We start from the raw sequence: 24,072 nt of genomic DNA on the forward strand, positions 1-24,072 counted from the left end.
AAATGAAAGTATTATTAATCAAAGATGTAAAAGGACTCGGAAAAGCTGGAGAAGTCAAAGAAGTAAAAGATGGCTATGGGCAAAATTTCCTAATAGGAAAAGGTTTTGCTAAGGCTGCTACAACTGAAGTTTTAAGAAAATACGAAAGTGATAAGAAAAAAGAAGCAGAAAATTTGCGTTTTGAAATAGCGAATTTAGAAAAATTAAAAGATGAGCTTAGCAAAATCACACTTGAAATTTCAAAGCCTGTGGGTGCAAATGGAAGTTTATTTGGCGGAGTAACTAAAGATGAAATAGCAAATGCCTTAAAAACGCAAAAAAATATAGAAATTGATAAAAAAAGTTTAGAGTGTGATACCTTAAAAAATCTTGGTTTGCACGAAGTAAGCGTAAAATTAGGCCATGCTATCCATGCAAATTTTAAAATCAACATAAAGGCTGAATAATGTTTCATGCAACAACGATTTTAGCTTATAAAGGTAAAAGCAAATCTGTAATCGGTGGAGATGGTCAAGTAAGCTTTGGTAACACCGTCTTAAAAGGTAATGCAGTAAAAATCAGAAAGCTAAATAATGGCAAAGTTTTAGCAGGTTTTGCAGGATCTACTGCAGATGCTTTTAATCTTTTTGATATGTTTGAAAATTTACTCCAAAGCTCTAAAGGCGATCTTTTAAAAGCGGCGATTGATTTTTCTAAAGAATGGAGAAAAGACAAATATTTAAGAAAACTTGAAGCCATGATGATAGTGCTTGATAGAGAACATATTTTCTTGCTTTCTGGCACAGGTGATGTGGTTGAGCCCGAAGATGGAAAAATTGTCGCTATTGGAAGCGGAGGAAACTACGCACTTTCGGCTGCAAGAGCTTTAGCAAAGCATGCGAGTTTAGATGAAGAAGAATTAGTAAAATCAAGCCTTGAGATCGCAGGTGAGATTTGCATTTATACTAATACTAATATAAAAACTTATGTAATCGAGGATGAGAAATGAATTTAACCCCAAAAGAAATCGTTAAATTTTTAGATGATTATGTTATAGGACAAAAAAAAGCTAAAAAAATCATAGCCATAGCTTTAAGAAATCGTTATCGCAGGATGCAGCTTAGTCCTGAACTTCAAGATGATATCATGCCAAAAAATATCTTAATGATAGGATCAACCGGTGTAGGTAAAACCGAAATTGCAAGGCGTTTAGCAAAAATGATGGGTTTTCCTTTTATTAAAATAGAAGCAAGCAAATACACTGAAGTTGGTTTTGTGGGTCGTGATGTTGAAAGTATGGTAAGAGATCTAGCGAATGCGGCTTTAAATTTAGTAAAAAATGAACAAAGAGAAAAAAATAAAGAAAAAATCGATGAATTTATAGAAAATAAAATCTTAGAAAAACTCTTACCCCCTTTACCAAAAGGAGTAAGTGATGAAAAACAAGAAGAATATAAAAATTCTTTAGAAAAAATGCGTTTAAAACTTAGAAATGGCGATTTAGATGAAAGCGTGATAGAAATAGAAATTTCTCAAAGTATGTTTGATACAAACCCAAATTTACCGCCTGAAATGGGGGCTATGCAAGATATAGTTAAAGTTATCGGTGTAGGCAGCAAAAAAGTCAAAAAAGAAATGAAAATCAAAGATGCCAAAAATGCTTTAAAAACAGAGGCTGGAGAAAAAATTTTAGATCAAGAAAGTATCAAAAGTGAAGCTTTAAGAAGAGCCGAAAATGAAGGAATTATTTTCATTGATGAGATTGATAAAATCGCCGTTTCAAGTGGAAATTCAAACCGCCAAGATCCAAGCAAAGAAGGTGTACAAAGAGATTTACTTCCTATTGTCGAAGGATCTAATGTGCAAACAAAAATCGGCACTTTAAAAACCGATCATATCCTTTTTATAGCAGCAGGGGCTTTTCATCTTAGTAAACCAAGCGATTTAATCCCTGAACTTCAAGGGCGTTTTCCTTTAAGAGTGGAACTAGATAGCCTTGATGATAAAGCGCTTTATGAGATTTTAACGCGTCCAAAAAATTCACTTTTAAAACAATATGCTGAACTTTTAAAAACTGAAAATTTAGAGCTTGAATTTGAAGATGAAGCCATAAAAGAAATTGCAAAAATTGCCTCTAAAGCCAATGAAGAAATGCAAGATATTGGCGCAAGGCGTTTACATACGGTGATAGAAAAATTACTTGAAGATTTAAGTTTTGAAGCTGATGAATATGCGGGCAAAAAATTCATAGTGGACAAAAAAATGGTAGAAGAAAAACTTGGAGATATTATCGAAAATAAAGACTTGGCTAGGTATATTTTGTGAAAAGTGGTTTCATCTCTCTTATAGGAAGAACAAATGCTGGGAAAAGTAGTATTATAAATTCTTTATTAGATGAGAAAATCACTCTTGTTTCACACAAACAAAATGCCACAAGACGCAAAATCAGTGCTATCGTGATGTATAAGGATAATCAACTTATCTTCATTGATACGCCAGGGTTACACAAAAGCGATGCGATATTAAATCAGCTCATGATTCAATCGGCGATTAAATCTATAGCAGATTGCGATCTGATTGTTTTTGTAGCAAGCATTTATGATGATATGCAAAATTATCAGGACTTTTTAAAACTTAATCCCAAAACACCGCATATCATCGTTTTAAACAAAGTTGATTTGTGTGATAATGCAAGTTTGCTTAAAAAACTCGATGAATACAATTTATTTAAAGAACAGTTTCAAGCTCTTATTCCTTTTTCTTGCAAGAAAAAAGCTTATAAAAAAATTTTACTTGATGAAATTTGCAAATACCTTCCAGAACACGAGTATTTCTTTGATCCTGAATTTATTACAAATAGCAATGAGAAAGAAATTTATAGGGATTTTATTTTAGAATCCTTATATGAAAATTTTAGTGATGAGTTACCCTATAGTAGTGAAGTTATCATAACTCGCTTTAAAGAAGAAGCACAAATACTTTTTATCGATGCAAATATTATCACAAACACTAATTCACATAAAGCAATGCTAATAGGAAAAAATGGTGCTAGCATTAAAAGACTTGGTAAAGATGCGAGAGAAAAAATTCAAAAATTAGCTAATAAAAAAGTAATGCTAAAACTTTTCGTTCAAGTAAAAAAAGATTGGCAAAAAGACCAAGATTTCATCAAAAAAGCAATACTAAATGATTAAAATTTTAAAAAATAAAGAAAGAAAATTCCTAAATTTTGAGCAAGTCTTATACACTCAGCTTCCCTATGAAAAAAGTGAAAATTTAGAAGAAATTTTATTTGAAAAATCTTGCGAAGATTTAAATATTACAGAAAATTTAAACTATCAAATGTCTTATATTTTAGAAGAAAATTTAGCGCATATTTTTTTAACTTTAAGTGAAAATATTGATTTTAAATGTGACGATATATTTGCACAAGCTCTGCTTTTTAGTGCTTATAAAAGTGATGAAAACATTTGTTTTGTTCATTTTGATGAAAATATTACTTGCGCTTGCTTTTATCAAAATCAAATTTTTAAAAACTACAAAATCATTCCTAATTTTAGTCTTAAAAAAATTGCCAATCAAGATATTCAAGATAGTTTTGAGAATGTGGTTTTTGGACAAGGAAGATTAGAAATTTTGCTTCAAAAATACAAAATAAAACATATCGTATTTATTAATGATAAATTTAATTTTTCTAAATTTTGCAAAGAAAAGCTTAACGCACATTGCTCCCTTCTTGATAAATCCATTTATCCTGAACTTTTAAAAAACATTCAATTGCAAAAAAGTGCCAACTTTATCAAACATTCTCCTTCGAGATTAAATCTTTGGCAAAAAAGTATATTTATTTTTCTCATTTCTTTTATGGCAACTCTTATACCATCATTTTTCAAAGTCTATGATGCATATAAATTTAATCAAGAAAAGGAGCTTTTGCAAACATCACTTTCGCAATTAAATTTACAAGAACAAAATTTAAGCATTGCTATAGTAAAAAAAGAAAAACAAGTGCAAGAAAATGAGAATCTACTTAATGATTACAAAGATATTTTTAAAAATTTAAATGAGCATATTTCCTTTAATTCTCCCTTGGAAAATATTTACCAGCTTAGCAAACTTTTACAAGAATATAATGTAAAAATAAATAATTTAAACATCCATTCTCATAAAATTTACATTCAAGCTGAACAAAGTAGTACTTTAGAAAAACTCTTAAGCGAAATCCACCTAAGTCCTAATTTTATCCTTAAGAAAAAAGAAATTAAAAATAAAATATATCATATAGAATTGGAACTTCGTCAATGAATAAAATTAATATTTTTTTAGAAAATTTAAATCCCAGAGAAAGAATTTTATATTTTATTTTAATTATTTTTGCTGGTGTCTTTTTGGCTTTAAAACTTAGTGAAACCTATTTAGAAAACGATAACAATGACGAAGCCTTGCAATTACTTTTGCAAAATTCACAAAGTAAAAGCGAGCAATTAAACCAAAAACTACTTTCTCTTAATGCCAAATATCAAAATCAAAGCGAAGAACTTTTTAATCTAAAACAAGGTTTATTAATACTCAAAAAAAGCTATAATGACTATATGAATGCTTTGCAGAAAAAAGCAAATGAAAATTCTTTATACTTTAAAGACTTAGACACTCAAACAACAAAGATGGAGCAATTTCAAATTCATCATTTAAAAATAAATTTTCAAAGCTCTTTTGTTCAACTTTTAAGTTTCTTACAAGATTTAAATAACGACAAACACTTTTTTAGTATAGAAAAGCTAAATATTCAAAGCAAGGAAGAATATTTAGATATTACTTTAAAACTTAATTTTATAGTGCTTGATCCATTAATTGAACTTTAAAGTATTTAAGTTGAAAAATAAAAACTATTTAGAATAACCAAAAATATAATAAAACTATAAGTAAAATAGAGCAAATATTTTTTGTTTTTATAAATTCCAAAAAGCCCTAACATAGATAAGAACATCATAATGCTTCCAAAAATATAAAATTCATATAAATTATTTTCATCCACATAAAAACCTTTGTTCTTTGGAAGTTCTGAAAGAAAAAAAGTAAAAAAAGCACATAAGGATACAAATAAATAAAAACCAGAAAGATAAAACTTAATTGTAAAAAACTCTTTTTTATGCCAAATAAAACTAAAAATTCCAATCACGCAACAAAGCAAAGGAGCAATATAAGAAAAATGCGTTAAAACAAAAAGTAAATCCCTACTAGAATCTAAAAAAATAATCATCCAAAAGCAAATGATTAAAATATAAAACACTAGCAAAAGCCACTTTGCCCTTTGAAATTTCAAAGCAAACAAGGGTATAAGTGCAAAAATAAAAATAATTAGATAAATTGCTAGAATTTCTACTAGCATTTTTAAAACATTTCACCCTTAATCATATGCATTTTAACCTTTCCAAAAAGCTTATCATTAGCATAAAGCGAGCCTTTTGGCGTAAAATTTTCTTCATCTTCATCAAAAATAACCAAATTTGCTTCTTTGCCAATCTCTATGATTCCACTATTTAAACCTAAAAATTCACTAGGATTTTTACTTGTAAACTTGCAAAGTTCCCGCCAAGTTAAAAAACCATTTTTTATAAAGAAGGTATAACAAAGACTTATAAAGTCACAAAGTCCGTGAATTCCAAATGCCGCCTCATCAAAAGCCAAATCTTTTAGAGAAATAGATTTTGGATTATGTAAAGAAGTTAAGAATTTGATTTTATTCTTTTTTAAAGCTTGCTTTAAAAAATCTCTATCTTCTTTAGAACGCAATGGCGGAAAAATTTTTGCAGCAGTATTAAAACCCAAGCACGCCTCATCACTTTTAATTAAATGATGGATGCTAGCCAATATGCAATCATCTTCACTTAATAACTCTAAAGAATTTTTTAGAGTTAAACCATCATAGATAATTTCTACATTATAAAATTTAGCAATTTGCTTCATCTTAGCCACTTCGCTATACTCGCTTATTGCATTCATTCCAACAAGACCCAATTCAAAACTAATGTCAGAATTATTCATCACTCCGCCATCATTAAAACCTTCATTATAACATTCAACGAATATAGGCACATTTTTCATCAAAGCATACTGCATAGCAAGTTTTACGATATTTGCTTCGCTGGAACTTTTCAACTCAAGTCCTAAAGCTCCCTTATTTACTAGGGTGGAGAGATTTTTTAATTTTTTATTAGAGTCAAGCACTCGAATACTAGAAAAAACATCGATTTTCATTTGCTTTAAGCGATCTAAAAACAAGGTGTAATTTTCCTCTTCAAAGTCCATCTTATCTCTTAAAACTATACTTGAAATTCCAGATTTCAGACACTCTTGTTCTAAAATATCAAGATGCTCTAAACTAAATTTATCATTCTTAAAATTTACATTAAGATCAACAAAAGAAGGCAAAACACTCAGGCCTTGTGCATCAATAATTTCTTCATTATCATGTAATCCATTGGCAATTTGAGTAATTTTGCCTTCTAAAATTTGAATATCCTTTAACTCTTCTCCGTAAATTTTTGCGTTTTTAATAATCATGATATCTTCCTAAAATCAATTTTGTCTTAATAAATCCTTAAGAGATTCCTTTGCGTCCTTACCGTAAAGTATGGCCACAACCTCTTTAACTATAGGGGTATAAATTTGCTCTTTTTGTGAAATTTTTTCTATAGCAAAAGCCGTAGGTATACCCTCTACAACCTCTTTTAACTCATTAATTATATCTTGATACCCTTTTCCAAGTGCTAGCATCAATCCGGCTCGGTAGTTTCTTGAAAGAGTGCTCGTAGCTGTTAAAAACAAATCTCCTGCCCCACTAAGCCCCAAAAAAGTCTCTTCTTTAGCACCAAAAAACTTACCAAAACGATGCATTTCAACAAGGCCACGAGAGATTAAAGAAGCTCTTGCATTATTACCAAGCTTTAAACCATCACTTATACCACTAGCAATTGCTAAGACATTTTTATAAGCACCACAAATTTCAGCCCCACGCACATCATCATTTGTATAAGCTTTTATAAAATCAGGAAAAAAATTTGCAAATTCTTTGCAAAGTATTTGATTTACACCACTAATCATCAAAGCACAGGGAAGTTTTTGCATAACTTCGGCTGCAAAAGAAGGACCACTTAAAACACAAAGTTTGTCTTTATCTACAAATTCGCTAAAAATTTCATCTAAAAATTTACAAGTTGAAGTTTCTATGCCTTTTGAAGCAATAAGAATTTTTTGCCCCTTATTGATAAAATTTTGCTCAAGCCAAGAATGAATTCCTTGAGAACTTAAAGCAAAAATCAAATATTCACAATCTAGTGCTTGTTGCAAGCTTACAAAATCAACTAAAGCTCGCTGTGTGCGAGAAGTGATAACACAAGTATTTTTAATGCTTAAGGCACTATGTAAAGCACTACCCCACTTCCCTGCACCAATTACTGCGATCTTGCTCATTAGCTAAGCTTTGTTTTTAAAATTTCATTAACCTTAACAGGATTAAAAGCACCCTTGCCTTCTTTCATAGTTTGACCCACAAAAAAGCCAAAAAGTTTATCTTTTCCACTCTTATATTCTTCAACTTTATCAGCATTTGCATTTAAAATTTGATCAATTACCGCTTCAATGGCCGAGTCATCACTCACTTGTTTAAGTCCTAGCTTTTCAATAGCTTCATCAATTTCTACTTCAGTATTTTCAAAAACAAAAGCCAAAACATCCTTAGCGGCCTTGGCACTAATAGTACCATCTTCTATGCGTTTGATTAAAGCACCAAGTTTATTTGCATTGACAGGAGAATTTTCTATGGTAAGTTCTCCTTTTAAAAGTCCCATAAGTTCAGTATTTAACCAATTTACACAAAGTTTAGGATTTAAATTTAAAGCAATCAAGCTCTCAAAAAAACGACTCATTTCAAGTGAGCTTATTAGCACTTCCGCATCACTTTCTTTAATGCCAAGTTCTCTCATATAACGCGTTTTTTTCTCATCTGGAAGTTCTGGAATTTTAAGCTCTAAAAACTCATCTTTTAATAAAACAGGTAACAAATCAGGATCAGGAAAATAGCGGTATTCCGCTGCTTCTTCCTTACCACGCATACTTCTTGTAACTAAATTTGTCGTATCAAAAAGCCTTGTTTCTTGCACGACTTCTTTATCATAAACTCCATCTTCCCACGCCTCGCTTTGTCTTTTTACTTCATATTCTATAGCCTTTTGAATAAAGCGGAAAGAATTAAGGTTTTTAATTTCTACTCTAGTGTAAAGTTTAGTATCACCTTTTGGTCTTATGCTAACATTTGCGTCACATCTAAAACTTCCTTCTTGCATATTTGCATCAGAAATATCTAAAAAGCGTATGATGGAATGTAATTTTTTAAGATAAGCCACTGCTTCATCACTACTTCTAAGTTCTGGCTCGCTTACAATTTCAAGTAAAGGTGTTCCAGCACGATTTAAATCCACCTTAGAAAAATCATTCTCATGGATATTCTTACCTGCATCTTCTTCCAAATGCGCTCTAGTGATACCTATGCGTTTATTCTCACCATTTACATTAATGAAAAGCTCACCCTTTTCTACTATAGGAATATCAAATTGCGAAATTTGATAAGCCTTTGGCAAATCTGGATAAAAATAATTTTTTCTATTAAAAATACTTTTTTTATTTATAGTTGCATTCACTGCTTTCCCAAAAGCAATAGCTTTTTTTACTGCTTCTTCATTTAAAACAGGTAAAGCACCAGGTAAAGCTAAACAAGTAGGACAAACATTGGTATTTGGGGCTTCTCCAAAAGAAGTCGCACATGAGCAAAAGATTTTCGTTTTAGTATTTAATTGAGCATGAACTTCAAGTCCTATGACTACTTCAAACATTGATTTTCCTTGAATTTTTTAGACTTATTTTAACATTTTTTCTTTCAAAAAGTCTTTAAACTTACAAATAAAATCTTCATTCTATTTTATTTGTAAAAATTAATCTAGCAGCTTTTGATGTAATTCATAATTTCGCAACAATAAAGAAACAACTAAACTTAAAAGAAGGCCTATAGTACAAAGATAAAGATAAAAATAAGTAAAATGAAAAAACAAAAAGAATGCACCAAAAAGCACTAAAGCCCATGATGCACCTTTAAAAAATTCTAAAATATAAATCAATGACCTTCCTCAATAACAGTCGCACCTGCTAAATACACATAAGTTAAAATCATAAAAATAAAAGCTTGTAAAAAAGCCATAAAAGTTAAAAGCACATAAGCAGGAAGTGGAGCTACCCAAGGAGCAAGTGCTAAAATAACTGCTAAAAATAAATCGTCTCCTTTGATATTACCAAACAAACGAAAAGACAAAGAAATAATACGAGAAAAATGAGAAACAAGTTCTATAGGAAACATTAAAGGAGCAATAATTTTAACAGGTCCCATAAAATGCGCAAAGTATTTGAAAAAACCTTGCGTTCTAATGCCTTCAAAATGATAATAAAAAAATACAATCAAAGCTAAAGCTGCTGTTAAATTTAAACTAGCAGTAGGTGCCTCAAAGCCAGGTATAATACCTATAATATTACTGAAAAATACTACCAAACCAATAGTTGCAACCAAAGGGAGATATTTTCTCGCAGCTTCCTCGCTACCCATAGTGTCACGCCCCATGCTTAAAATGCCATCCAAATAAGCCTCTGCTAAATTTTGACTTCCTCTAGGTACAAGTTGCATGGATCTTGTTGCAAATTTTGCAAAAAGAAAAGCAATTACAACAACTAAAATAAGATGAAAAAAATAAGCGAAAGTATGGCTTTCGTTGATGAGTGAGCTAAATAAAAACAAATCTTTCATAATAAACCTTAAGTAAAAGTATTAAAACTGATATTATAACTTAAATTTGCTTACATTTTGATGAAAAGTAATTTTTTTACATCCATTCTAAAACTTCTCTTAAATCCTTAGCCACAAAACATTTAATACCTATATTTTCCATAGGTTTAATGGGAATAATAGCATTTTTAAAATTTTGCATTTTGGCTTCTTTTAAGCGCGTATCAAGTGAAAAAACTTCTTTAATTTCCCCATTTAAACTAAGCTCTCCTATAAAAACACTATCCTTGCTTAAAGGACGATTTTTAAAACTTGAAATGATAGCTGCAACTACTGCTAAATCTGCTGCTGTTTCGCTAATTTTTACCCCGCCACTAACGTTAATAAAAACATCATAATGCCCTAAAGGAATTTCAAGTTTTCTTTCAAGCAAAGCAATTAGCATATCTAAGCGGTTTTTTTCATAGCCTGTGGCGCTTCGTTTTGGGTAAGCACTTTCACAAACCAAGGCTTGAATTTCTAAGATCAAAGCCCTGCTTCCTTCCATTACTACACTTAAAGCACTTCCGCTTATAGCCTTACCCCTTGAAAAAAATCTATTAGCTATATCTTTAGCACTAATAAGTCCTTTAGAAGTCATTTCAAAAATCCCTACTTCACTGATATTTCCAAAACGATTTTTAAAGCCCCTTAAAAGCCTAATTTCTTTGTTCGCATCGCCTTCAAAATAGAGTACTACATCCACCATATGCTCTAAAATTCTAGGCCCAGCAATAGCACCATCTTTTGTAATGTGACCTATGATAAAAGTGCTGATATTTTTGGCTTTTGAAAAACGCATAAGCTCAAAAGTGATTTCTCTAACCTGCGTGATACTTCCCGCTGCTGAAGCGATTTTGTTTGAATATAAAGTTTGTATGGAATCAATGATTAAAATTTCATAATCCTTTTTATTAAGCTCGTCTAAAATATCTTCTAAACAAAGCTCGGTTAATAAAAATAAATTAGGCGTATTAGCATCTAAACGATCGGCTCTTAATTTGATTTGAGATTTACTTTCTTCGCCACTTACATAAAGCACTTTCTTGCCACTTTTAGCTAAATTCGAAGCGATTTTTAACAAAAGAGTAGATTTCCCAACCCCTGGACTTCCGCCTATCAAAACCAAACTCCCAACAACCAAACCACCACCTAAAACCAAATCAAGTTCTTTATCATCAGTAGAAATTCTTGCAAATTTTTCAGCAACCACTTCTTCTATACAAACCGCTACGCTTGGTGAATTTGAAATTTTAGAAAGCTCTTTTAAAACTTTAATTTGTTCTTGTTTTAATTCTACAAAACTATCCCAAGCTCCACAATCTGGACATTTTCCAATCCATTTGCCTTGCTGATTTCCACAAGCTTGACATTCAAATAAAATTTGCTTCTTTGCCATTGTTTTCTCATTTTAAAAATTTAATATAACAATTTTACACACTTTATCTTTCTTTTAAATTAACTTGAATCAAAAATAAAAGATTTAAGAATTTAAAGGATATGATAAAAAAAGTTAAACAAATTCCTAACAAGGAGAATGTTATGGAAAAGAAAATTCAAGTCGCGCTCATACAATTTTCGCCCCTATCATATGATGTAAAAAATAATATAAGCAAAGCACTGATTTTGAGTAAACAAGCCTTAGAACAAGGAGCAAAAATTATAGTTTTACCAGAACTTTTTGATAGTGGATATTGTGTGGAAGATAAAGATCAAAAATACGCACTTTCTTTTAAAGACTTAAAGCACCCTACCCTAAAATCCTTGCATAACTTAGCCATAAGATATAAAGCTTATATTATAGCTTGTAGCATAGAAAAAGATCAAAATAAACTTTTTGATACTGCTTATATACTAGGAACAAAAGGACTTATTGGAAAATATAGAAAAATTTATCTTTGGGGAAATGAGAAGAAAAGATTTCAAAAAGGTAATAAATATCCTGTATTTAAATTAAAATTTCCAAATTTTAGCATCAAGCTTGGTTTGCAAATTTGTTATGAAGTTGGTTTTGGCGAAGGGGCTAGAATTTTAGCTTTGCAAGGCGCTCAAATTATCTGCTATAGTGCTGCTTTTGGAAAGGTTAGAACTTATGCTTGGGATTTGGCAAGCAAAGCAAGAGCTTTAGAAAATGGAGTTTTTGTCCTAGCAAGTAATCGCAGTGGCGAAGAAATATCAAAAATAGATGGAAATAAATTAGAATTTGCAGGTCATTCAAGAATAATCAATCCAAAGGGAGAAATTTTAGCAACTTGTGAAAAAGAAGAAGGCTTTATCATTAATGAAATCGATATAAAAGAAGTTGAAATTCAAAGAAATACTATCCCTTATTTAAAAGATTTAAATTTAAAACTAACACAAAAAAATCTAAAAGAAATTCATCTTAACACAAAGGAGAAAAAATGGCAAAAGAAATTTTAGTTGCCTATGGCGTGGATATTGATGCGGTAGCTGGTTGGCTTGGAAGTTATGGCGGAGAAGACTCTCCTGATGATATTTCAAGAGGACTTTTTGCTGGAGAAGTTGGTATTCCTAGACTTTTAAAACTTTTTAAAAAGTATAACATTCCCGCAACTTGGTTTGCACCAGGACACTCTATAGAAACTTTCCCAGATCAAATGAAAATGATAGTTGATGCGGGACATGAAATAGGTGCACATGGGTATTCACATGAAAATCCCATTGCTATGAGTGCTAAGCAAGAAGAAGATGTCTTATTAAAAAGCATAGAATTAATAGAAAAAATAAGCGGTAAAAAACCAAGTGGCTATGTTGCACCTTGGTGGGAATTTTCAAATATCACTAATGAACTCTTGCTAAAACATGGTATAAAATATGACCATTCCTTAATGCATAATGATTTTACGCCGTATTATGTACGTGTAGGCGATAAATGGACTAAAATTGATTATAGTGCTGAGGCAAAAGATTGGATGAAACCTTTAGTGCGTGGCGAGGAAACTGATTTGGTTGAAATTCCTGCTAATTGGTATTTAGATGATTTACCTCCTATGATGTTTATCAAAAAATCCCCAAATAGCTTTGGCTTTGTCTCTCCACGCGATATAGGACAAATGTGGATTGATCAGTTTGATTGGGTATATCGTGAGATGGATTATGCTATTTTTCCTATGACTATACACCCTGATGTTAGTGCACGTCCTCAAGTTTTGTTGATGCATGAAAGAATTATTGAACATATCAATAAACACGAAGGTGTAAAATGGGTAAATTTAAATGCTATGGCGGATGATTTTTTAAAACGATGTCCAAGAAAAAAATAAAATTTGCAAGGTTTTAACCTTGCAAAGGAGTTAAAATATGTGTATTTTATGCGGAGAAATGATTACTAAATTTCACTGGAGTGATGTGCAATTTAAAGAAGAAAAATCCTTCATTAGTCTGGGAGAAAATCAAAAAGAAAGAATGCGTTTAAGACTTAAAAAGGTTAAATTTTTAAACATTATCTTGAATTTTTATGGTTTAAAACTCAAAGAATGGCAAGGCAGTAAATATATACTTAGTAACCAAAAAGGACGAGACATTATAGTTAATGATTTAGGCGATTTATGGATAAAAGCCAATGAACTTGAAAAACGACCCTTTGATGCTTTAGACGAAAAATTATTATTTCATTTAAGAACATACAATGGCTAAAATTCCTATTCATATCATTACAGGGTTTTTAGGTAGTGGCAAAACCACTTTTTTAAAAGAACTTTTAAGTAAAGAAAAGCAAGATAATATCGCTATCATAGTTAATGAACTGGGTCAAATTTCACTTGATCACAGCATTTTAGATGCAGATTTTATCAAAGAAAAAACCCTATTTTTAAATTCAGGTTGCATGTGCTGCAACAAAAGAGAGGATTTAATCCAAAAACTTAGAAATTTACTTGATAATTATGATAAAAAATCACAAATTTTACAAAGAGTGATTATAGAAACAACAGGGCTAGCAAATCCTGCTCCTATTATCTTTACTTTTTTAAGTGATGCTTTTTTGTTTCATCATTTTGAAATTTCAAATATCATTACTTGTATCGATGCTTTAAATGGATTAGACCATATAGAAAACAACGAAGAGGCTTATAATCAAATTGCAAGTTCTGATTGTATTTTAATGACAAAAAACGATCTTAATGCAAACACTCAAATTTTAAATGAAAAAATCAATTCCATTCACCAAGGAATTAACATCATTAAAAAAGAAAATTTTACCTTTAATACGCTCCTAAACACCAAACGCCAAGAAATATTTTTTAACAAAACACCCAACAAAAATTTTCACAATAAAAACATACAATCCATTTGCATAAGCTTTAAAAAAGCTATTGATTGGAGTATATTTGGAATTTGGCTTAGTATGCTTTTGCATCAATACGGAACGCAAATTTTAAGAGTAAAAGGTTTATTGGATATTGGGGAAGATTTTTTAGTTAATATCAATGGTGTAGGACATATCATTCATCCTCCTACACACATTAAAAACACTTACGATAAAGAAAATAAACTTGTTTTTATCGCAAAAAATTTAGACCCTTTGAAAATCATTTCTTCCTTGGAAAGTTTTTTAGCATTATCTAAAGAAAAAATCGAATTTATTATTAACTAAAAATAGGCTCTAATAAAGTATCTAAATAATCTTGCGCATTAAATTCATGCAAGTCTTGCATTTTCTCGCCCGTTCCTATATATAAAATAGGAAGCTCTAATTCTCTTGCTATACTAAAAAGCGCTCCGCCTTTTGCTGTGCCATCAAGCTTTGTAATAATCACCCCATCAAGCTTTACAAGCTCATTAAAAGCTTTAGCCTGCAAAATTCCAGCATTACCCTGAGTGCCATCAAGCACTAAAATTTTAAGATGAGGCGCACCTTGCATAGCTTTATTTGAAATTCTTACAATCTTTTCAAGCTCAGCGGCTAAATTTTTTTGATTTTGCAATCTTCCAGCTGTATCAATAATTACTTTATCATAATTTTTTGCAAGTGCTTTTGAAATGGTATCAAAGGCTACCGCTGAAGGATCATGACCTTGAGCGCTTATTACAATTTCTACTCCGATTTTTTCCGCCCAAAGACGCAATTGCTCAATAGCTCCTGCTCTAAAAGTATCACAAGCTCCTAAAATCACTTTTTGACCTTGACTTTTGTATAAATTTGCAAGTTTTGCAATACTAGTCGTTTTACCTGCGCCATTTACTCCTAAAATTAATTCCACAAAAGGTTTTGCAGAAGAAAATTGCACTTTATCATATAAAAAATATGTACCCATCACGCGCTTTAAATCAGCTTTTTTAACCTCATCACTGGGTGGCAAATAATAAATAATTTCTTCAACAATCTCATACGCCACATCTGCTTCCAATAACATTTCTTCCAATAAATCTTTTGTGATTTTTTTATTATCCGCTTTGATTTGCGAAATACTTTCAATGGTCTTTTTTAAACCTTGTTTTAAAAAATTTAACATTACAATAAAGCCCTTTGTATATCAATATCCAGCATTTCTTCTGGAATAAGTCCTGTGTAAAGGTTAATCATTTTACTATTATTATCATAAAGCACCATGGTGGGAATTCCTTCAATTCCTCCTATGCTTTTAGCAAGCAAATAATTACCTTCTCCAAAAGAAATACTGTAGTTAATTTTATATTGATTAATAAATGCACTTAAATTCTCATTATTCATATCCTCAAGCAATACTCCTACTACCTTAAAACTTTCTTTGTATTTTTCTTGAAGTTTATTTAAATGTGGAATTTCAGCTAAACAAGGTTGGCACCAAGTTGCGAAAAAGACAAACAAAGTCGCTTTGCCCTCGTTTTCAAATTCAATAGCATCAGAATTTGCTTTAATAAAAATATTTTTTCCGTCATTAGTTTTTAGGGAAAAATTCACCTTATCGCCTTGAGTTAAAAGTGCGGTGCTAACATTTAAATCTTGTTCTTTGCTCTTATTATCGCAGGCATTAAACACCAAAAGTATAGAAAATAAAAATAAAATTTTTTTATACACTGACAACCTTTTAAAAATGATTAATTTTAGATAAAAATGCTAAAATTGTAGCATAAAATTTTTTAATAGGATAAAAAATTGATAAGTAAAGAAAATTTCCGCTCAAAACAAAAAAAAGAATTAAAAAAGTATATAAAAAAGGCTCCAATACAAAATTATAAAATTTTCAAATCCATACAAGAAATCATCAAAAAACAAAGATGTAAAAAAATTTTGCTTTATATCCCGCTTCCTTATGAGCCAAATCTATTACTTTTTAGACGCAAATTTTGTAAAAACTGCACAATTTTTGTTCCATTTATGCAAGATGAAAGTTTAAAAATTGTAAAATTAAGACTGCCTTTTGGCAGGAAAAAATTTGGGATTTATGAGCCCAATAATTCTTTTGTAAATGTAAAAATTGATCTTGCTATCGTTCCAGTAATAGGAGCGGATGCTAACTTCAGAAGAATTGGGCACGGAAATGGCTTTTATGATAGGTTTTTTGCAAATTTAAATTATAGACCTCTTATTATCTTTACGCAAAGCCTTAATGGTTTATGCAAGGTAAATTTAAGCGAAAAACACGATATACAAGGCGATTTCTTTATTAATCCTTTTAAAAAATATTATAGGAAAATAAAAAATGCTAAGCACAATTATTGTACTTATAGCCGCTATAATCGGCGGTGGGATTGGATATTTAGTTGCCAAAAAATTCAATGATGTCAATCAAGACATTTTCATAGAACAGGCTAAAGCTAAAGCTAAAGCTATCGAGTACGAAGCAGAACTTGTTTTAAAAGATGCAAAAAATTCAGTAATGAATGCCGAATTTGAAGCGAGAAAAAAATTTGACGACAAAGTCAATAAAATTCAAAAAGAATATAATCAAAAACTTGACGAAGTTGTTAAAAGAGAACAAAAACTCTTCACTCAAGAAGAACGCATAAAAAGCGACAAAGATGAAATAGAAAAAATTAAAAAAAATCTTTGTGATGAACGCAATGAAAATATAAACTTAAAAAGAAACTATGAAGAAAAAATCACACAAGCTTTAAAAATTCTCGAACGCAGTGCAGGACTTACCCAAAACGAAGCTAAAGAAATTATCCTTCAAAAAGTGGAAGAAAAATCCCGCAATGAGATAGCTCATATCGTTAGAAAATATGAAGAAGAAGCAAAAAGCGAAGCAAAACGCCGTGCAAATTATATCTTAGCACAAGCGACTTCAAGATTTGCAGGAGAATTCGCTGCCGAAAGACTTATAAATGTAGTTAATATCAAAAATGATGAGTTAAAAGGGCGCATTATAGGCAAAGAAGGGCGCAATGTTAAAACTTTAGAAATGGTTTTAGGTGTTGATATTATCATTGATGATACGCCAGGTGCTATCATTGTGAGTTGTTTTAATTTATACCGCCGTGCTATTGCTACAAAAGTTATAGAACTTTTAGTTGATGATGGCAGAATTCAACCCGCACGCATAGAAGAAATTCATGAAAAAGTTTGTAAAGAATTTGACAATGCTATCCTAGAAGAAGGTGAAACAATTATTATGGATTTAGGACTTTCAAGAATGCATCCTGAAATTACCAAGCTCATAGGAAAATTAAAATACCGTGCAAGCTATGGACAAAACGCTTTAGCGCATTCTTTAGAAGTGGCACATTTAGCAGGAATTATCGCAGCTGAATGCGGTGGGGATGAAAATTTGGCGCGTCGTGCTGGAATTTTACACGATATAGGTAAGGCTTTAACACATGATTTTGAAGGTTCTCATGTAGATTTAGGTGCTGAGCTTTGCAAAAGATATAAAGAACACCCTGCGGTGATTAATGCCATTTACGCCCATCACGGTCATGAAGAAGCCACAAGCATAGAATCAGCCGCTGTTTGTGCTGCTGACACCTTAAGTGCTGCAAGACCAGGTGCTAGACGAGAAGTTTTAGAAGCTTTCTTAAAAAGAGTCAGCGAACTTGAAGAAATAGCCAAAAGCAAAGAAGGTATCAAAAATGCCTACGCCATCAATGCAGGAAGAGAAATTAGAGTCATTGCAAATGCAAAACTAGTCAATGATGATGAAGCTGTGCTTTTGGCTAAAGAAATCGCCGAAGAAATTCAAGAGAAAGTGCAATATCCAGGTGAAATCAAAGTTAATGTGATTCGAGAAATTCGAGCTATAGATTATGCAAAATAAGGTCTTTTAATGCAAGAGATGTTAGATACTTTGTTAAAATATGGCTATATTGCTTTATTTTTTTATTCTTTAGGCGGAGGTATGGTTGGAATTTTAACAGCCGGAGTATTGAGTGCACAAGGACATCTTAATCTTTCTTTATGTATAGCACTTGCATTTATAGCAAATATTATAGGTTCTACTTTGCTTTTTATTATGGGAAAATATTATAAAAAAGATCTTCTACCTTATTTTAAAAATCATCGGCGAAAAATTGCTTTGGCGATGATTAAGATAAGGCAATACGGAAACATGCTGATTGTCATTCAAAAATTTATTTATGGCTTAAAAACTTTTATTCCTATGGCTGCAGGAATTGCCAAATTTAGTTTTTTAAGATTTTTTATTATTAATGCATTGGCAAGTGCTATATGGGCGGTAGGTTTTGGATATTTAGGTTTTGCTTTTGGGCATATTGTAGAAAAAATATTTGGAAGATTATCTAATTATCCTTATTTGGCTCCTATATTTTTAATCTTGCTTATTTTAATATTTTGGTTTTATTTAACAAAATTTTCAAAGAGGGTTTAAATTTCAAACTCTCTTTTATTAAAAATTTTCTTATTTTAATTGGCTTCTGTCTTTGTATTTTTATTTTTAATCTTTTCTATGAGTATCAAAATTTCCTAAATTTTAAACAAAACAAACATCAAACCTTAAGTGGTGTTAAAGTTTTGCAAAGCTATGAAAAAACACGCAATAACAAAGTATATAAAGTTTTTAAATTGCAGAATTCTCAATTTACTTTTTACACCACAAGCTACAAAAAAGATTTAGATCTAAAAAAATACCAAGAAATTAAACTCCGTGTAATTAATACCAATGTAAGTTTTAAAGATTATTTATCTAAAAATTTTTATATGCCAAGTTATGATATTAGCATTGAAAATTCACAAACAACACCTAGAAATCAACTCATTGCATATTTTTTAAACCAACATCAAAATGAGAAAATTAAAGAATTATTCGGAGCATTATTTTTCGCCCTACCAGTATCAAAAGAACTAAGAAATGATGTAAATCACTACGGCATAGCACATTTAATCGCTATCAGCGGCTATCACATCGCCTTGATTTTTAGTTTAATATTCTTTCTTTTAAGCCCTATTTATGGTTTTTTTCAAAAAAGATATTTTCCTTATAGAAATTTAAAACTGGATCTTAGTGTATTTATTTTTATTTTGCTATTTTTATACGGTTTTATGATAGGCTTTGTGCCCTCTTTTATAAGATCTTTGATAATGGCTTTGTGGGGTTTTTATTTAATAGCAAAAAATGTCAAAATTCTTAGTTTTCACAATCTTTTTATGAGTATCATATTTTGCATTTGTCTTTTTCCGCAACTTCTTTTTAGTTTAGGATTTTTATTTTCTATTATGGGAGTGTTTTTTATCTTTTTGTATTTACATCATTTTTCAAAATATTTTAACAATTTTTTCAATGTCATATTTTTAAATATCTGGACTTTTTTTGCAATGATTATTCCAGTTTTATATTTTTTTCCTTTGATTTCTTATCAGCAGCTTCTTGCTATTATTTTAAGCTTTGCATTTGTGATATTTTATCCGCTAAGCCTTTTTTTACATATTATTGGCTTTGGAGGTTTTTTTGATGAGTATTTGCAAAGCTTTTTGAATTTAAAATTTTATGCAAGTAATTTTTTTCTTCATGGCAAATATTTTTATAGCTATATTTTTCTTAGTTTTCTTAGTATTTTTAATAAATATCTAGCTCTTTTTATTATTTCTCTTAATTTTTTGCCCTTCATTTTGCTTTTGTTCTAAATTTTGATTCAAATAATGATAAGTTTTTAAACCGAAAAGATAAATAACCCAAGAAATATAAATCCAAATAAAAAAGAAAAGTATAGTCGAAAAAGATCCATAAACATTGGTATAAGTTTTATTATACACTATATAATAAACAAATAAATTCTTGCTAATATACCAAACCATGGAACTAAAAAAAGTGCTAATAAGCAAAATTTTCAAATCCCCCTTAGCAATAGAACTCGAATATGAAATAAAAAACAAAGCCCAAATGATAATATAAGGTAAAAATTCAAAAATATTAAAACCAATCTGCCAATCATCCAAGGTTTTTTGTATATAGGCAGAAATGTAAAAACTAAGTCCTAAGCCAAGTGGTACAAGAGTTAGCAAGGTCCAATACGAACTCACACTTTGCCAAAGGGTGCGCGGTTCGCTTTTTGTGATTTTATTAACCACAAAATCATAACCCGAAAAAAAGGCTAAAGAAGTAAAAGCCATAGCTATAAGACCTACTATGCCTAAATTTACGCTATTTTTTAAAAAAGTATCTAAATATCCAGCAACCATATCTTGCTGCGCAGGAATAAGAAAAGTAAAAATCAATTGTTTGACTTTGTCATAATACCCATCAAAACTTGGAATTTGCGTAAAAGCAGAAAAACACACAAATAAAATAGGTATTAAAGACAAAATAGTATAAAAACTTAAAGCCGCCGAATAATTTAGAATTTCTTTATCTCTAAATGCAAGCAAAAAAGTCCATAATTTACGCCAATTTAACATCAAAGCCCCATTTTAAAAGGATTTAATATATTATTTGGATCAAATGCTTTTTTAATATTTCTCATAAGCTCCATTTCAGCTTCACTAAAAGCTAAATTCATAAAAGGTGCTTTTGAGATGCCTATGCCATGCTCACCACTTAAAGTCCCACCAAGTTCTACGGTAAGTTTAAAAATTTCAGTGATAGCCTCATGCCCTTTTTTTACCTGCTCTTCATCATTTTTATCTGGAACCATAACATTTGTATGCACATTTCCATCGCCTGTATGGCCAAAACAAGGGATTTTAAAACCATATTTTTTAGAAACCTTATCGATACCTTCAAGTAAAGCTGGGAGTTTTGATCTAGGTACTGTTATATCTTCATTAAGCTTTAAAGTGCCATACATAGCAATACTTTGAGAACAATTTCTTCTAGCAAACCAAATATCAGCTGCTTCTTGCTCATCTTTTGCTATTTTAAATTCGCTAGCCCCTGCTTTTAAAAAATTCTCTTTTAAAATTTCCAAATCTTGCTCTAAGGCATTTTCTACATTACCATCCACATCAGCGATTAAAATCGCTCCTGCATCAACTGGCAAACCTTTATTAAATTTACTCTCAACTGCTCTAATACTAAGATTATCCAAAAATTCCATAGATACAGGAGTTACACCTTTAGCAAGGCTTTGATAAACCGCATTCATCGCACTTTGGACACTTGGAAAGATCCCAAAGGCTGTTTTTTTGTATTTTGGTAAAGCAATAAGTTTTAAAGTGATTTCACTAAGCACTGCCAAAGATCCTTCACTTGCGATTAAAATCCCTGCTAAATTATATCCTGCCACATCTTTAATCGTGCGTTTGCCTGCACGGATGATCTCTCCATTTGGCAAAACCGCTCTTAAAGCCATCACATAATCTTTTGTAATGCCGTATTTTGCCGCTCTCATTCCACCTGCATTTTCACTTACATTTCCACCCAAACTAGAATACTCCATACTTGCAGGATCAGGCGGATAAAAAAGTCCATATTTGGCCACTTCTTTTTGCAAAGCCATATTAATCACACCAGGCTGGACTACGGCAACTAAATTTTCAAGATCAATTTCTAAAATTTTATTCATGTGCTTTTCAAAGCTTAAAACAACACCACCATTTACCGCCAAAGCCCCACCTGTAAAACCAGAGCCTGAACCTCTAGGGATGATGATGATATTATTTTCGTTGCAATATTTTAAAATTTTACTAATATCTTCTTCATTTCTTGGAAATAGTACTCCATCGGGTAAATAATGCCTTCTAGTCGCATCATAGCTATATGCTCTTTTATGAATATCATCAAAATACGCATTTTCTTCGCCTAAAAGCTTTTTAAAAAATAATTGGTGCTCATTTTTCATCTTTTAAAACCTTAGGAAGATTGATTAAAACATCATAGTATTTATAATAATCTTTTACTTCTTGGGCTTCAAAATCAAAAATATGAGTCTTATAGCCAGAAATTCGTGAGTAAAAAGGAGTTTGCAATTCACTAGCCTTTGGAATACTCACCTCTTGTAAAACATTAAAATCTTGACAATCCACAATTTGTGCTTTTTCATCTAAGGTGAAGATAATTATCCCAACAGCATTTTTAGAACAAAATCCTCTAAAACTTGATCTTTTTGGACCTAATTCAAAATTTTGTATCAAATAAGCACCAAAAATGTCGGGATGAACAAAATATAATTCTGGAAATTGTGCACTAATATAATCATAACTTTGCTTATCAGGAGCAATAATCAAAGCCCTGTTATAAAGAAAATTTAATGTCACCTCATCGCCTTTTTCAGGAATAATCCCAGGCACAGGTAATGCGTTTTGCTCTAACATATCAAATACTCTAAATTCAAGTTTAGCCAAACCATCTTTTTTTTCAATCACAACAGCACGAGCAATAATAGAAGTTGAACTTTTAAACTGGTGAGAAACAACCCCGCTTGAGCCTATTTTTATAGCTTCATCATCTTTAATATAAGCATAAATATCTTCCACTTTAAGTAATTGACTTTTATAAGTTTTTAAATCAAAATTACCTCCAAATAACGCACTGACAATAAAAATACTAAATGCTAAAATTCTAAACAATTTTATCTCCTTAAATTCTTTGATTAAAGATATATTAAATCTAAAATTATAATCATTTTTTCTTATAATTTTGTAAGAAAAATTAGAAAAATAAAGTAAAATACTGTTTTTATATCATTAAATCAAAAAAGGCTACGACAAAATTCATGAAAAAAATTATCGTTTTATTAATATTATGCTTAAGTAAAATTTTTGCTGCAGTAAGCGTTGAGGAATTAAACTGGGCAAATGGTGAAACTTTTTTAAACTTTTTATACAAAAATTCACTCCCATTATCTTTATATTACAATCTTGAAAGAGAAGATCAAGAATTAGTAACTGAAATTTTAAGTGATACAAAATTTTATATTTTAAAAAATGATAAAAACGAGCTAGAACAAGTTTTGATTCCTATCAGTGATGATTTGCAAATTCACATTTATAAAGACAAAGATAATAAATATACTTTAAATTTCTCACCCATTTCTTATGAAAGTGAAACCAAAATCTTAAAACTCAAAGTCCAAACTTCAGCTTATGTTGATGTATTAAAACAGAGTGCAAGCCCAGCACTTGCAAGAGCTATGGTGAGAGCTTACCGCGGGAGTGTGGATTTTATCAATATGCAAAAAGATGATGAAGTGATATTGTATTACGAGCAAAAAAGAAGATTGGGAAATATTTTTGGCGATATTAAAATCAAAATGGCAAGCGTACAAATCAATAAAAAAGCGCATAATATATATTTTTACAATGATACTTATTATAATGAATTAGGCAAAGAAATTGAATCTTTCTTGCTTGCAAAACCCGTAGAATACACAAGAATCTCTTCTCATTTTAGCCCCGCAAGATTTCACCCTGTTTTAAAACGATACAGAGCACATCTAGGCGTGGATTATGCGGCACCAACAGGAACTCCTGTAAAAAGTGCTGGAAATGGAAAAATTACCTTTGTGGGTACAAAAGGAGGTTATGGCAAAGTAGTGCAAGTAAAACATGATTCTGGTTATATGACTTTATACGCACACTTGAGTCGTTTTGGAAAAATCAAAACAGGACAAAGTGTAAAAAAAGGACAAGTTATCGCCTATGTAGGCTCTACTGGAATGAGTACTGGACCTCATCTTCATTTTGGCTTATACTTAAATAATAAAGCCATTAATCCACTTTCTGTTGTTAAAATCACTAAAGAACAATTAAAAGGGCAAGAAAAGCAAAATTTTGTTCAAGCAGTTAAAGAATACGAAAGCTTTGTTGAAAACCAAATTCAAAATGAAAATTTTACCCCAATTAAAGAAGAAAAATTTGATAGTTTTATAGCTTTTTGATAAAAAGCTAAATT

General features: G+C 30.7%; 27 protein-coding genes. 15 read left to right on the plus strand and 12 right to left on the minus strand.

The annotated features are described in order from the left end of the window. Positions 1-2 precede the first annotated feature (2 nt). The 6 genes from rplI to AAH949_RS06055 are packed head-to-tail and all read left to right on the plus strand — an operon-like array spanning position 3 to position 4,841. Entirely contained in the window at positions 3-446 is a 444-nt protein-coding gene (gene rplI / locus AAH949_RS06030) for a 50S ribosomal protein L9 (protein ID WP_134237979.1), read from the plus strand. Then, positions 446-988, plus strand: a complete 543-nt coding sequence (hslV, locus tag AAH949_RS06035; protein WP_134237980.1) for an ATP-dependent protease subunit HslV — start codon at positions 446-448, stop codon at positions 986-988. The genes rplI and hslV overlap by 1 nt, the downstream gene beginning before the upstream one ends. Continuing rightward, complete coding sequence (hslU, locus tag AAH949_RS06040) at positions 985-2,304, plus strand: ATP-dependent protease ATPase subunit HslU (RefSeq protein WP_348518228.1); 1,320 nt, start codon at positions 985-987, stop codon at positions 2,302-2,304. Before hslV ends, hslU begins: the two co-directional genes overlap by 4 nt. Beyond that, positions 2,301-3,173 carry a GTPase Era gene (gene era / locus AAH949_RS06045; protein ID WP_348518229.1) on the plus strand — a complete coding sequence of 291 codons (873 nt, stop codon included), beginning with the start codon at positions 2,301-2,303 and terminating at the stop codon, positions 3,171-3,173. The genes hslU and era overlap by 4 nt, the downstream gene beginning before the upstream one ends. After that, positions 3,166-4,284: a hypothetical protein gene (locus tag AAH949_RS06050; RefSeq protein WP_348518230.1), complete on the plus strand. Its 1,119-nt coding sequence runs from the start codon at positions 3,166-3,168 to the stop codon at positions 4,282-4,284. Before era ends, AAH949_RS06050 begins: the two co-directional genes overlap by 8 nt. Next, positions 4,281-4,841, plus strand: a complete 561-nt coding sequence (locus AAH949_RS06055; RefSeq protein ID WP_348518231.1) for a hypothetical protein — start codon at positions 4,281-4,283, stop codon at positions 4,839-4,841. Before AAH949_RS06050 ends, AAH949_RS06055 begins: the two co-directional genes overlap by 4 nt. Positions 4,842-4,846: 5 nt before the next feature. Here AAH949_RS06055 and AAH949_RS06060 read toward each other — a convergent pair whose 3' ends face one another. The 7 genes from AAH949_RS06060 to radA all read right to left on the minus strand — a co-directional run bounded on the left by AAH949_RS06060 (position 4,847) and on the right by radA (position 11,246). Next, positions 4,847-5,368: a hypothetical protein gene (locus AAH949_RS06060; RefSeq protein WP_348518232.1), complete on the minus strand. Its 522-nt coding sequence runs from the start codon at positions 5,366-5,368 to the stop codon at positions 4,847-4,849. A 2-nt stretch (positions 5,369-5,370) separates the two neighbouring features. Continuing rightward, positions 5,371-6,543 (minus strand): metal-dependent hydrolase, encoded by a 1,173-nt coding sequence (locus AAH949_RS06065; RefSeq protein ID WP_348518233.1) that lies wholly within the window; start codon positions 6,541-6,543, stop codon positions 5,371-5,373. Positions 6,544-6,558: 15 nt separating this feature from the next. Further along, positions 6,559-7,452: an NAD(P)H-dependent glycerol-3-phosphate dehydrogenase gene (locus AAH949_RS06070; RefSeq protein ID WP_134237987.1), complete on the minus strand. Its 894-nt coding sequence runs from the start codon at positions 7,450-7,452 to the stop codon at positions 6,559-6,561. Next, positions 7,452-8,870 (minus strand): Asp-tRNA(Asn)/Glu-tRNA(Gln) amidotransferase subunit GatB, encoded by a 1,419-nt coding sequence (gene gatB, locus AAH949_RS06075; RefSeq protein ID WP_348518234.1) that lies wholly within the window; start codon positions 8,868-8,870, stop codon positions 7,452-7,454. Before gatB ends, AAH949_RS06070 begins: the two co-directional genes overlap by 1 nt. 99 nt (positions 8,871-8,969) lie before the next feature. Continuing rightward, on the minus strand, positions 8,970-9,152 hold the full coding sequence (locus tag AAH949_RS06080) for a hypothetical protein (RefSeq protein ID WP_134237989.1): 183 nt from the start codon (positions 9,150-9,152) through the stop codon (positions 8,970-8,972). After that, positions 9,149-9,829 (minus strand): F0F1 ATP synthase subunit A, encoded by a 681-nt coding sequence (locus AAH949_RS06085; RefSeq protein ID WP_134237990.1) that lies wholly within the window; start codon positions 9,827-9,829, stop codon positions 9,149-9,151. The genes AAH949_RS06080 and AAH949_RS06085 overlap by 4 nt, the downstream gene beginning before the upstream one ends. A 76-nt stretch (positions 9,830-9,905) precedes the next feature. Next, positions 9,906-11,246, minus strand: a complete 1,341-nt coding sequence (gene radA, locus AAH949_RS06090; RefSeq protein ID WP_348518235.1) for a DNA repair protein RadA — start codon at positions 11,244-11,246, stop codon at positions 9,906-9,908. A gap of 143 nt (positions 11,247-11,389) precedes the next feature. On the opposite strand from radA, the gene AAH949_RS06095 reads away from it, so the two are divergent. Genes AAH949_RS06095 through AAH949_RS06110 form a run of 4 tightly spaced genes read left to right on the plus strand, consistent with a single transcriptional unit; the run spans position 11,390 to position 14,462 of the window. After that, a complete protein-coding gene (locus tag AAH949_RS06095; RefSeq protein ID WP_348518236.1) occupies positions 11,390-12,268 on the plus strand; it encodes a carbon-nitrogen hydrolase family protein in 879 nt (292 codons plus the stop codon). Further along, positions 12,250-13,131 (plus strand): polysaccharide deacetylase, encoded by an 882-nt coding sequence (locus AAH949_RS06100; RefSeq protein WP_348518237.1) that lies wholly within the window; start codon positions 12,250-12,252, stop codon positions 13,129-13,131. The genes AAH949_RS06095 and AAH949_RS06100 overlap by 19 nt, the downstream gene beginning before the upstream one ends. Positions 13,132-13,168: 37 nt before the next feature. Further along, positions 13,169-13,504, plus strand: a complete 336-nt coding sequence (locus tag AAH949_RS06105) for a hypothetical protein (RefSeq protein WP_348518238.1) — start codon at positions 13,169-13,171, stop codon at positions 13,502-13,504. Next, complete coding sequence (locus tag AAH949_RS06110) at positions 13,497-14,462, plus strand: GTP-binding protein (RefSeq protein WP_348518239.1); 966 nt, start codon at positions 13,497-13,499, stop codon at positions 14,460-14,462. Before AAH949_RS06105 ends, AAH949_RS06110 begins: the two co-directional genes overlap by 8 nt. Here the strand turns inward: AAH949_RS06110 and ftsY are convergent. Further along, a complete protein-coding gene (gene ftsY / locus AAH949_RS06115; protein ID WP_348518240.1) occupies positions 14,455-15,321 on the minus strand; it encodes a signal recognition particle-docking protein FtsY in 867 nt (288 codons plus the stop codon). The genes AAH949_RS06110 and ftsY overlap by 8 nt on opposite strands. Next, positions 15,321-15,866, minus strand: coding sequence for a TlpA disulfide reductase family protein (locus tag AAH949_RS06120; protein WP_348518241.1), 546 nt, complete (start codon positions 15,864-15,866; stop codon positions 15,321-15,323). The genes ftsY and AAH949_RS06120 overlap by 1 nt, the downstream gene beginning before the upstream one ends. A gap of 81 nt (positions 15,867-15,947) precedes the next feature. Here AAH949_RS06120 and AAH949_RS06125 point away from each other — a divergent pair, with 81 nt between their 5' ends. Genes AAH949_RS06125 through AAH949_RS06140 form a run of 4 tightly spaced genes read left to right on the plus strand, consistent with a single transcriptional unit; the run spans position 15,948 to position 19,868 of the window. Further along, positions 15,948-16,571 (plus strand): 5-formyltetrahydrofolate cyclo-ligase, encoded by a 624-nt coding sequence (locus tag AAH949_RS06125; RefSeq protein WP_348519141.1) that lies wholly within the window; start codon positions 15,948-15,950, stop codon positions 16,569-16,571. After that, positions 16,492-18,045: a ribonuclease Y gene (gene rny / locus AAH949_RS06130; protein ID WP_348518242.1), complete on the plus strand. Its 1,554-nt coding sequence runs from the start codon at positions 16,492-16,494 to the stop codon at positions 18,043-18,045. Before AAH949_RS06125 ends, rny begins: the two co-directional genes overlap by 80 nt. Before the next feature lie 9 nt (positions 18,046-18,054). Then, positions 18,055-18,615, plus strand: coding sequence for a DedA family protein (locus tag AAH949_RS06135; protein WP_134237999.1), 561 nt, complete (start codon positions 18,055-18,057; stop codon positions 18,613-18,615). Between the two features lie 17 nt (positions 18,616-18,632). Further along, positions 18,633-19,868, plus strand: coding sequence for a ComEC/Rec2 family competence protein (locus AAH949_RS06140; protein ID WP_348519142.1), 1,236 nt, complete (start codon positions 18,633-18,635; stop codon positions 19,866-19,868). Here AAH949_RS06140 and AAH949_RS06145 read toward each other — a convergent pair. The 3 genes from AAH949_RS06145 to AAH949_RS06155 are packed head-to-tail and all read right to left on the minus strand — an operon-like array spanning position 19,812 to position 22,748. Next, the gene (locus tag AAH949_RS06145; RefSeq protein WP_134238000.1) at positions 19,812-20,639 is read right to left on the minus strand and encodes a YihY/virulence factor BrkB family protein; all 828 of its coding nucleotides are present in this window, start codon (positions 20,637-20,639) and stop codon (positions 19,812-19,814) included. The two genes, AAH949_RS06140 and AAH949_RS06145, sit on opposite strands and share 57 nt — an antisense overlap. Continuing rightward, the gene (locus AAH949_RS06150; RefSeq protein ID WP_134238001.1) at positions 20,639-22,021 is read right to left on the minus strand and encodes an FAD-linked oxidase C-terminal domain-containing protein; all 1,383 of its coding nucleotides are present in this window, start codon (positions 22,019-22,021) and stop codon (positions 20,639-20,641) included. The genes AAH949_RS06145 and AAH949_RS06150 overlap by 1 nt, the downstream gene beginning before the upstream one ends. Then, positions 22,011-22,748: a plasminogen-binding N-terminal domain-containing protein gene (locus AAH949_RS06155; protein ID WP_348518243.1), complete on the minus strand. Its 738-nt coding sequence runs from the start codon at positions 22,746-22,748 to the stop codon at positions 22,011-22,013. Before AAH949_RS06155 ends, AAH949_RS06150 begins: the two co-directional genes overlap by 11 nt. Positions 22,749-22,894: 146 nt before the next feature. Between AAH949_RS06155 and AAH949_RS06160 the strand changes: the two genes are divergently transcribed. Next, entirely contained in the window at positions 22,895-24,058 is a 1,164-nt protein-coding gene (locus tag AAH949_RS06160) for a peptidoglycan DD-metalloendopeptidase family protein (RefSeq protein WP_348518244.1), read from the plus strand. Positions 24,059-24,072 lie beyond the last annotated feature (14 nt).

The sequence above is a fragment of the Campylobacter sp. CCS1377 genome (assembly GCF_040008265.1).
Lineage (GTDB): Bacteria > Campylobacterota > Campylobacteria > Campylobacterales > Campylobacteraceae > Campylobacter_D.

Excerpts from the sequence above, each read along its gene's own strand:
- hslU (WP_348518228.1), top strand. The coding sequence starts at position 985 with ATGAATTTAACCCCAAAAGAAATCGTTAAATTTTTAGATGATTATGTT.
- AAH949_RS06095 (WP_348518236.1), top strand. The coding sequence starts at position 11,390 with ATGGAAAAGAAAATTCAAGTCGCGCTCATACAATTTTCGCCCCTATCA.
- AAH949_RS06070 (WP_134237987.1), bottom strand. The coding sequence starts at position 7,452 with ATGAGCAAGATCGCAGTAATTGGTGCAGGGAAGTGGGGTAGTGCTTTA.
- AAH949_RS06150 (WP_134238001.1), bottom strand. The coding sequence starts at position 22,021 with ATGAAAAATGAGCACCAATTATTTTTTAAAAAGCTTTTAGGCGAAGAA.
- AAH949_RS06085 (WP_134237990.1), bottom strand. The coding sequence starts at position 9,829 with ATGAAAGATTTGTTTTTATTTAGCTCACTCATCAACGAAAGCCATACT.
- AAH949_RS06135 (WP_134237999.1), top strand. The coding sequence starts at position 18,055 with ATGCAAGAGATGTTAGATACTTTGTTAAAATATGGCTATATTGCTTTA.
- rny (WP_348518242.1), top strand. The coding sequence starts at position 16,492 with ATGCTAAGCACAATTATTGTACTTATAGCCGCTATAATCGGCGGTGGG.
- AAH949_RS06065 (WP_348518233.1), bottom strand. The coding sequence starts at position 6,543 with ATGATTATTAAAAACGCAAAAATTTACGGAGAAGAGTTAAAGGATATT.
- hslV (WP_134237980.1), top strand. The coding sequence starts at position 446 with ATGTTTCATGCAACAACGATTTTAGCTTATAAAGGTAAAAGCAAATCT.
- AAH949_RS06060 (WP_348518232.1), bottom strand. The coding sequence starts at position 5,368 with ATGCTAGTAGAAATTCTAGCAATTTATCTAATTATTTTTATTTTTGCA.
- ftsY (WP_348518240.1), bottom strand. The coding sequence starts at position 15,321 with ATGTTAAATTTTTTAAAACAAGGTTTAAAAAAGACCATTGAAAGTATT.
- gatB (WP_348518234.1), bottom strand. The coding sequence starts at position 8,870 with ATGTTTGAAGTAGTCATAGGACTTGAAGTTCATGCTCAATTAAATACT.
- rplI (WP_134237979.1), top strand. The coding sequence starts at position 3 with ATGAAAGTATTATTAATCAAAGATGTAAAAGGACTCGGAAAAGCTGGA.
- AAH949_RS06100 (WP_348518237.1), top strand. The coding sequence starts at position 12,250 with ATGGCAAAAGAAATTTTAGTTGCCTATGGCGTGGATATTGATGCGGTA.
- AAH949_RS06145 (WP_134238000.1), bottom strand. The coding sequence starts at position 20,639 with ATGTTAAATTGGCGTAAATTATGGACTTTTTTGCTTGCATTTAGAGAT.
- AAH949_RS06110 (WP_348518239.1), top strand. The coding sequence starts at position 13,497 with ATGGCTAAAATTCCTATTCATATCATTACAGGGTTTTTAGGTAGTGGC.
- AAH949_RS06050 (WP_348518230.1), top strand. The coding sequence starts at position 3,166 with ATGATTAAAATTTTAAAAAATAAAGAAAGAAAATTCCTAAATTTTGAG.
- AAH949_RS06105 (WP_348518238.1), top strand. The coding sequence starts at position 13,169 with ATGTGTATTTTATGCGGAGAAATGATTACTAAATTTCACTGGAGTGAT.
- AAH949_RS06160 (WP_348518244.1), top strand. The coding sequence starts at position 22,895 with ATGAAAAAAATTATCGTTTTATTAATATTATGCTTAAGTAAAATTTTT.
- radA (WP_348518235.1), bottom strand. The coding sequence starts at position 11,246 with ATGGCAAAGAAGCAAATTTTATTTGAATGTCAAGCTTGTGGAAATCAG.
- AAH949_RS06055 (WP_348518231.1), top strand. The coding sequence starts at position 4,281 with ATGAATAAAATTAATATTTTTTTAGAAAATTTAAATCCCAGAGAAAGA.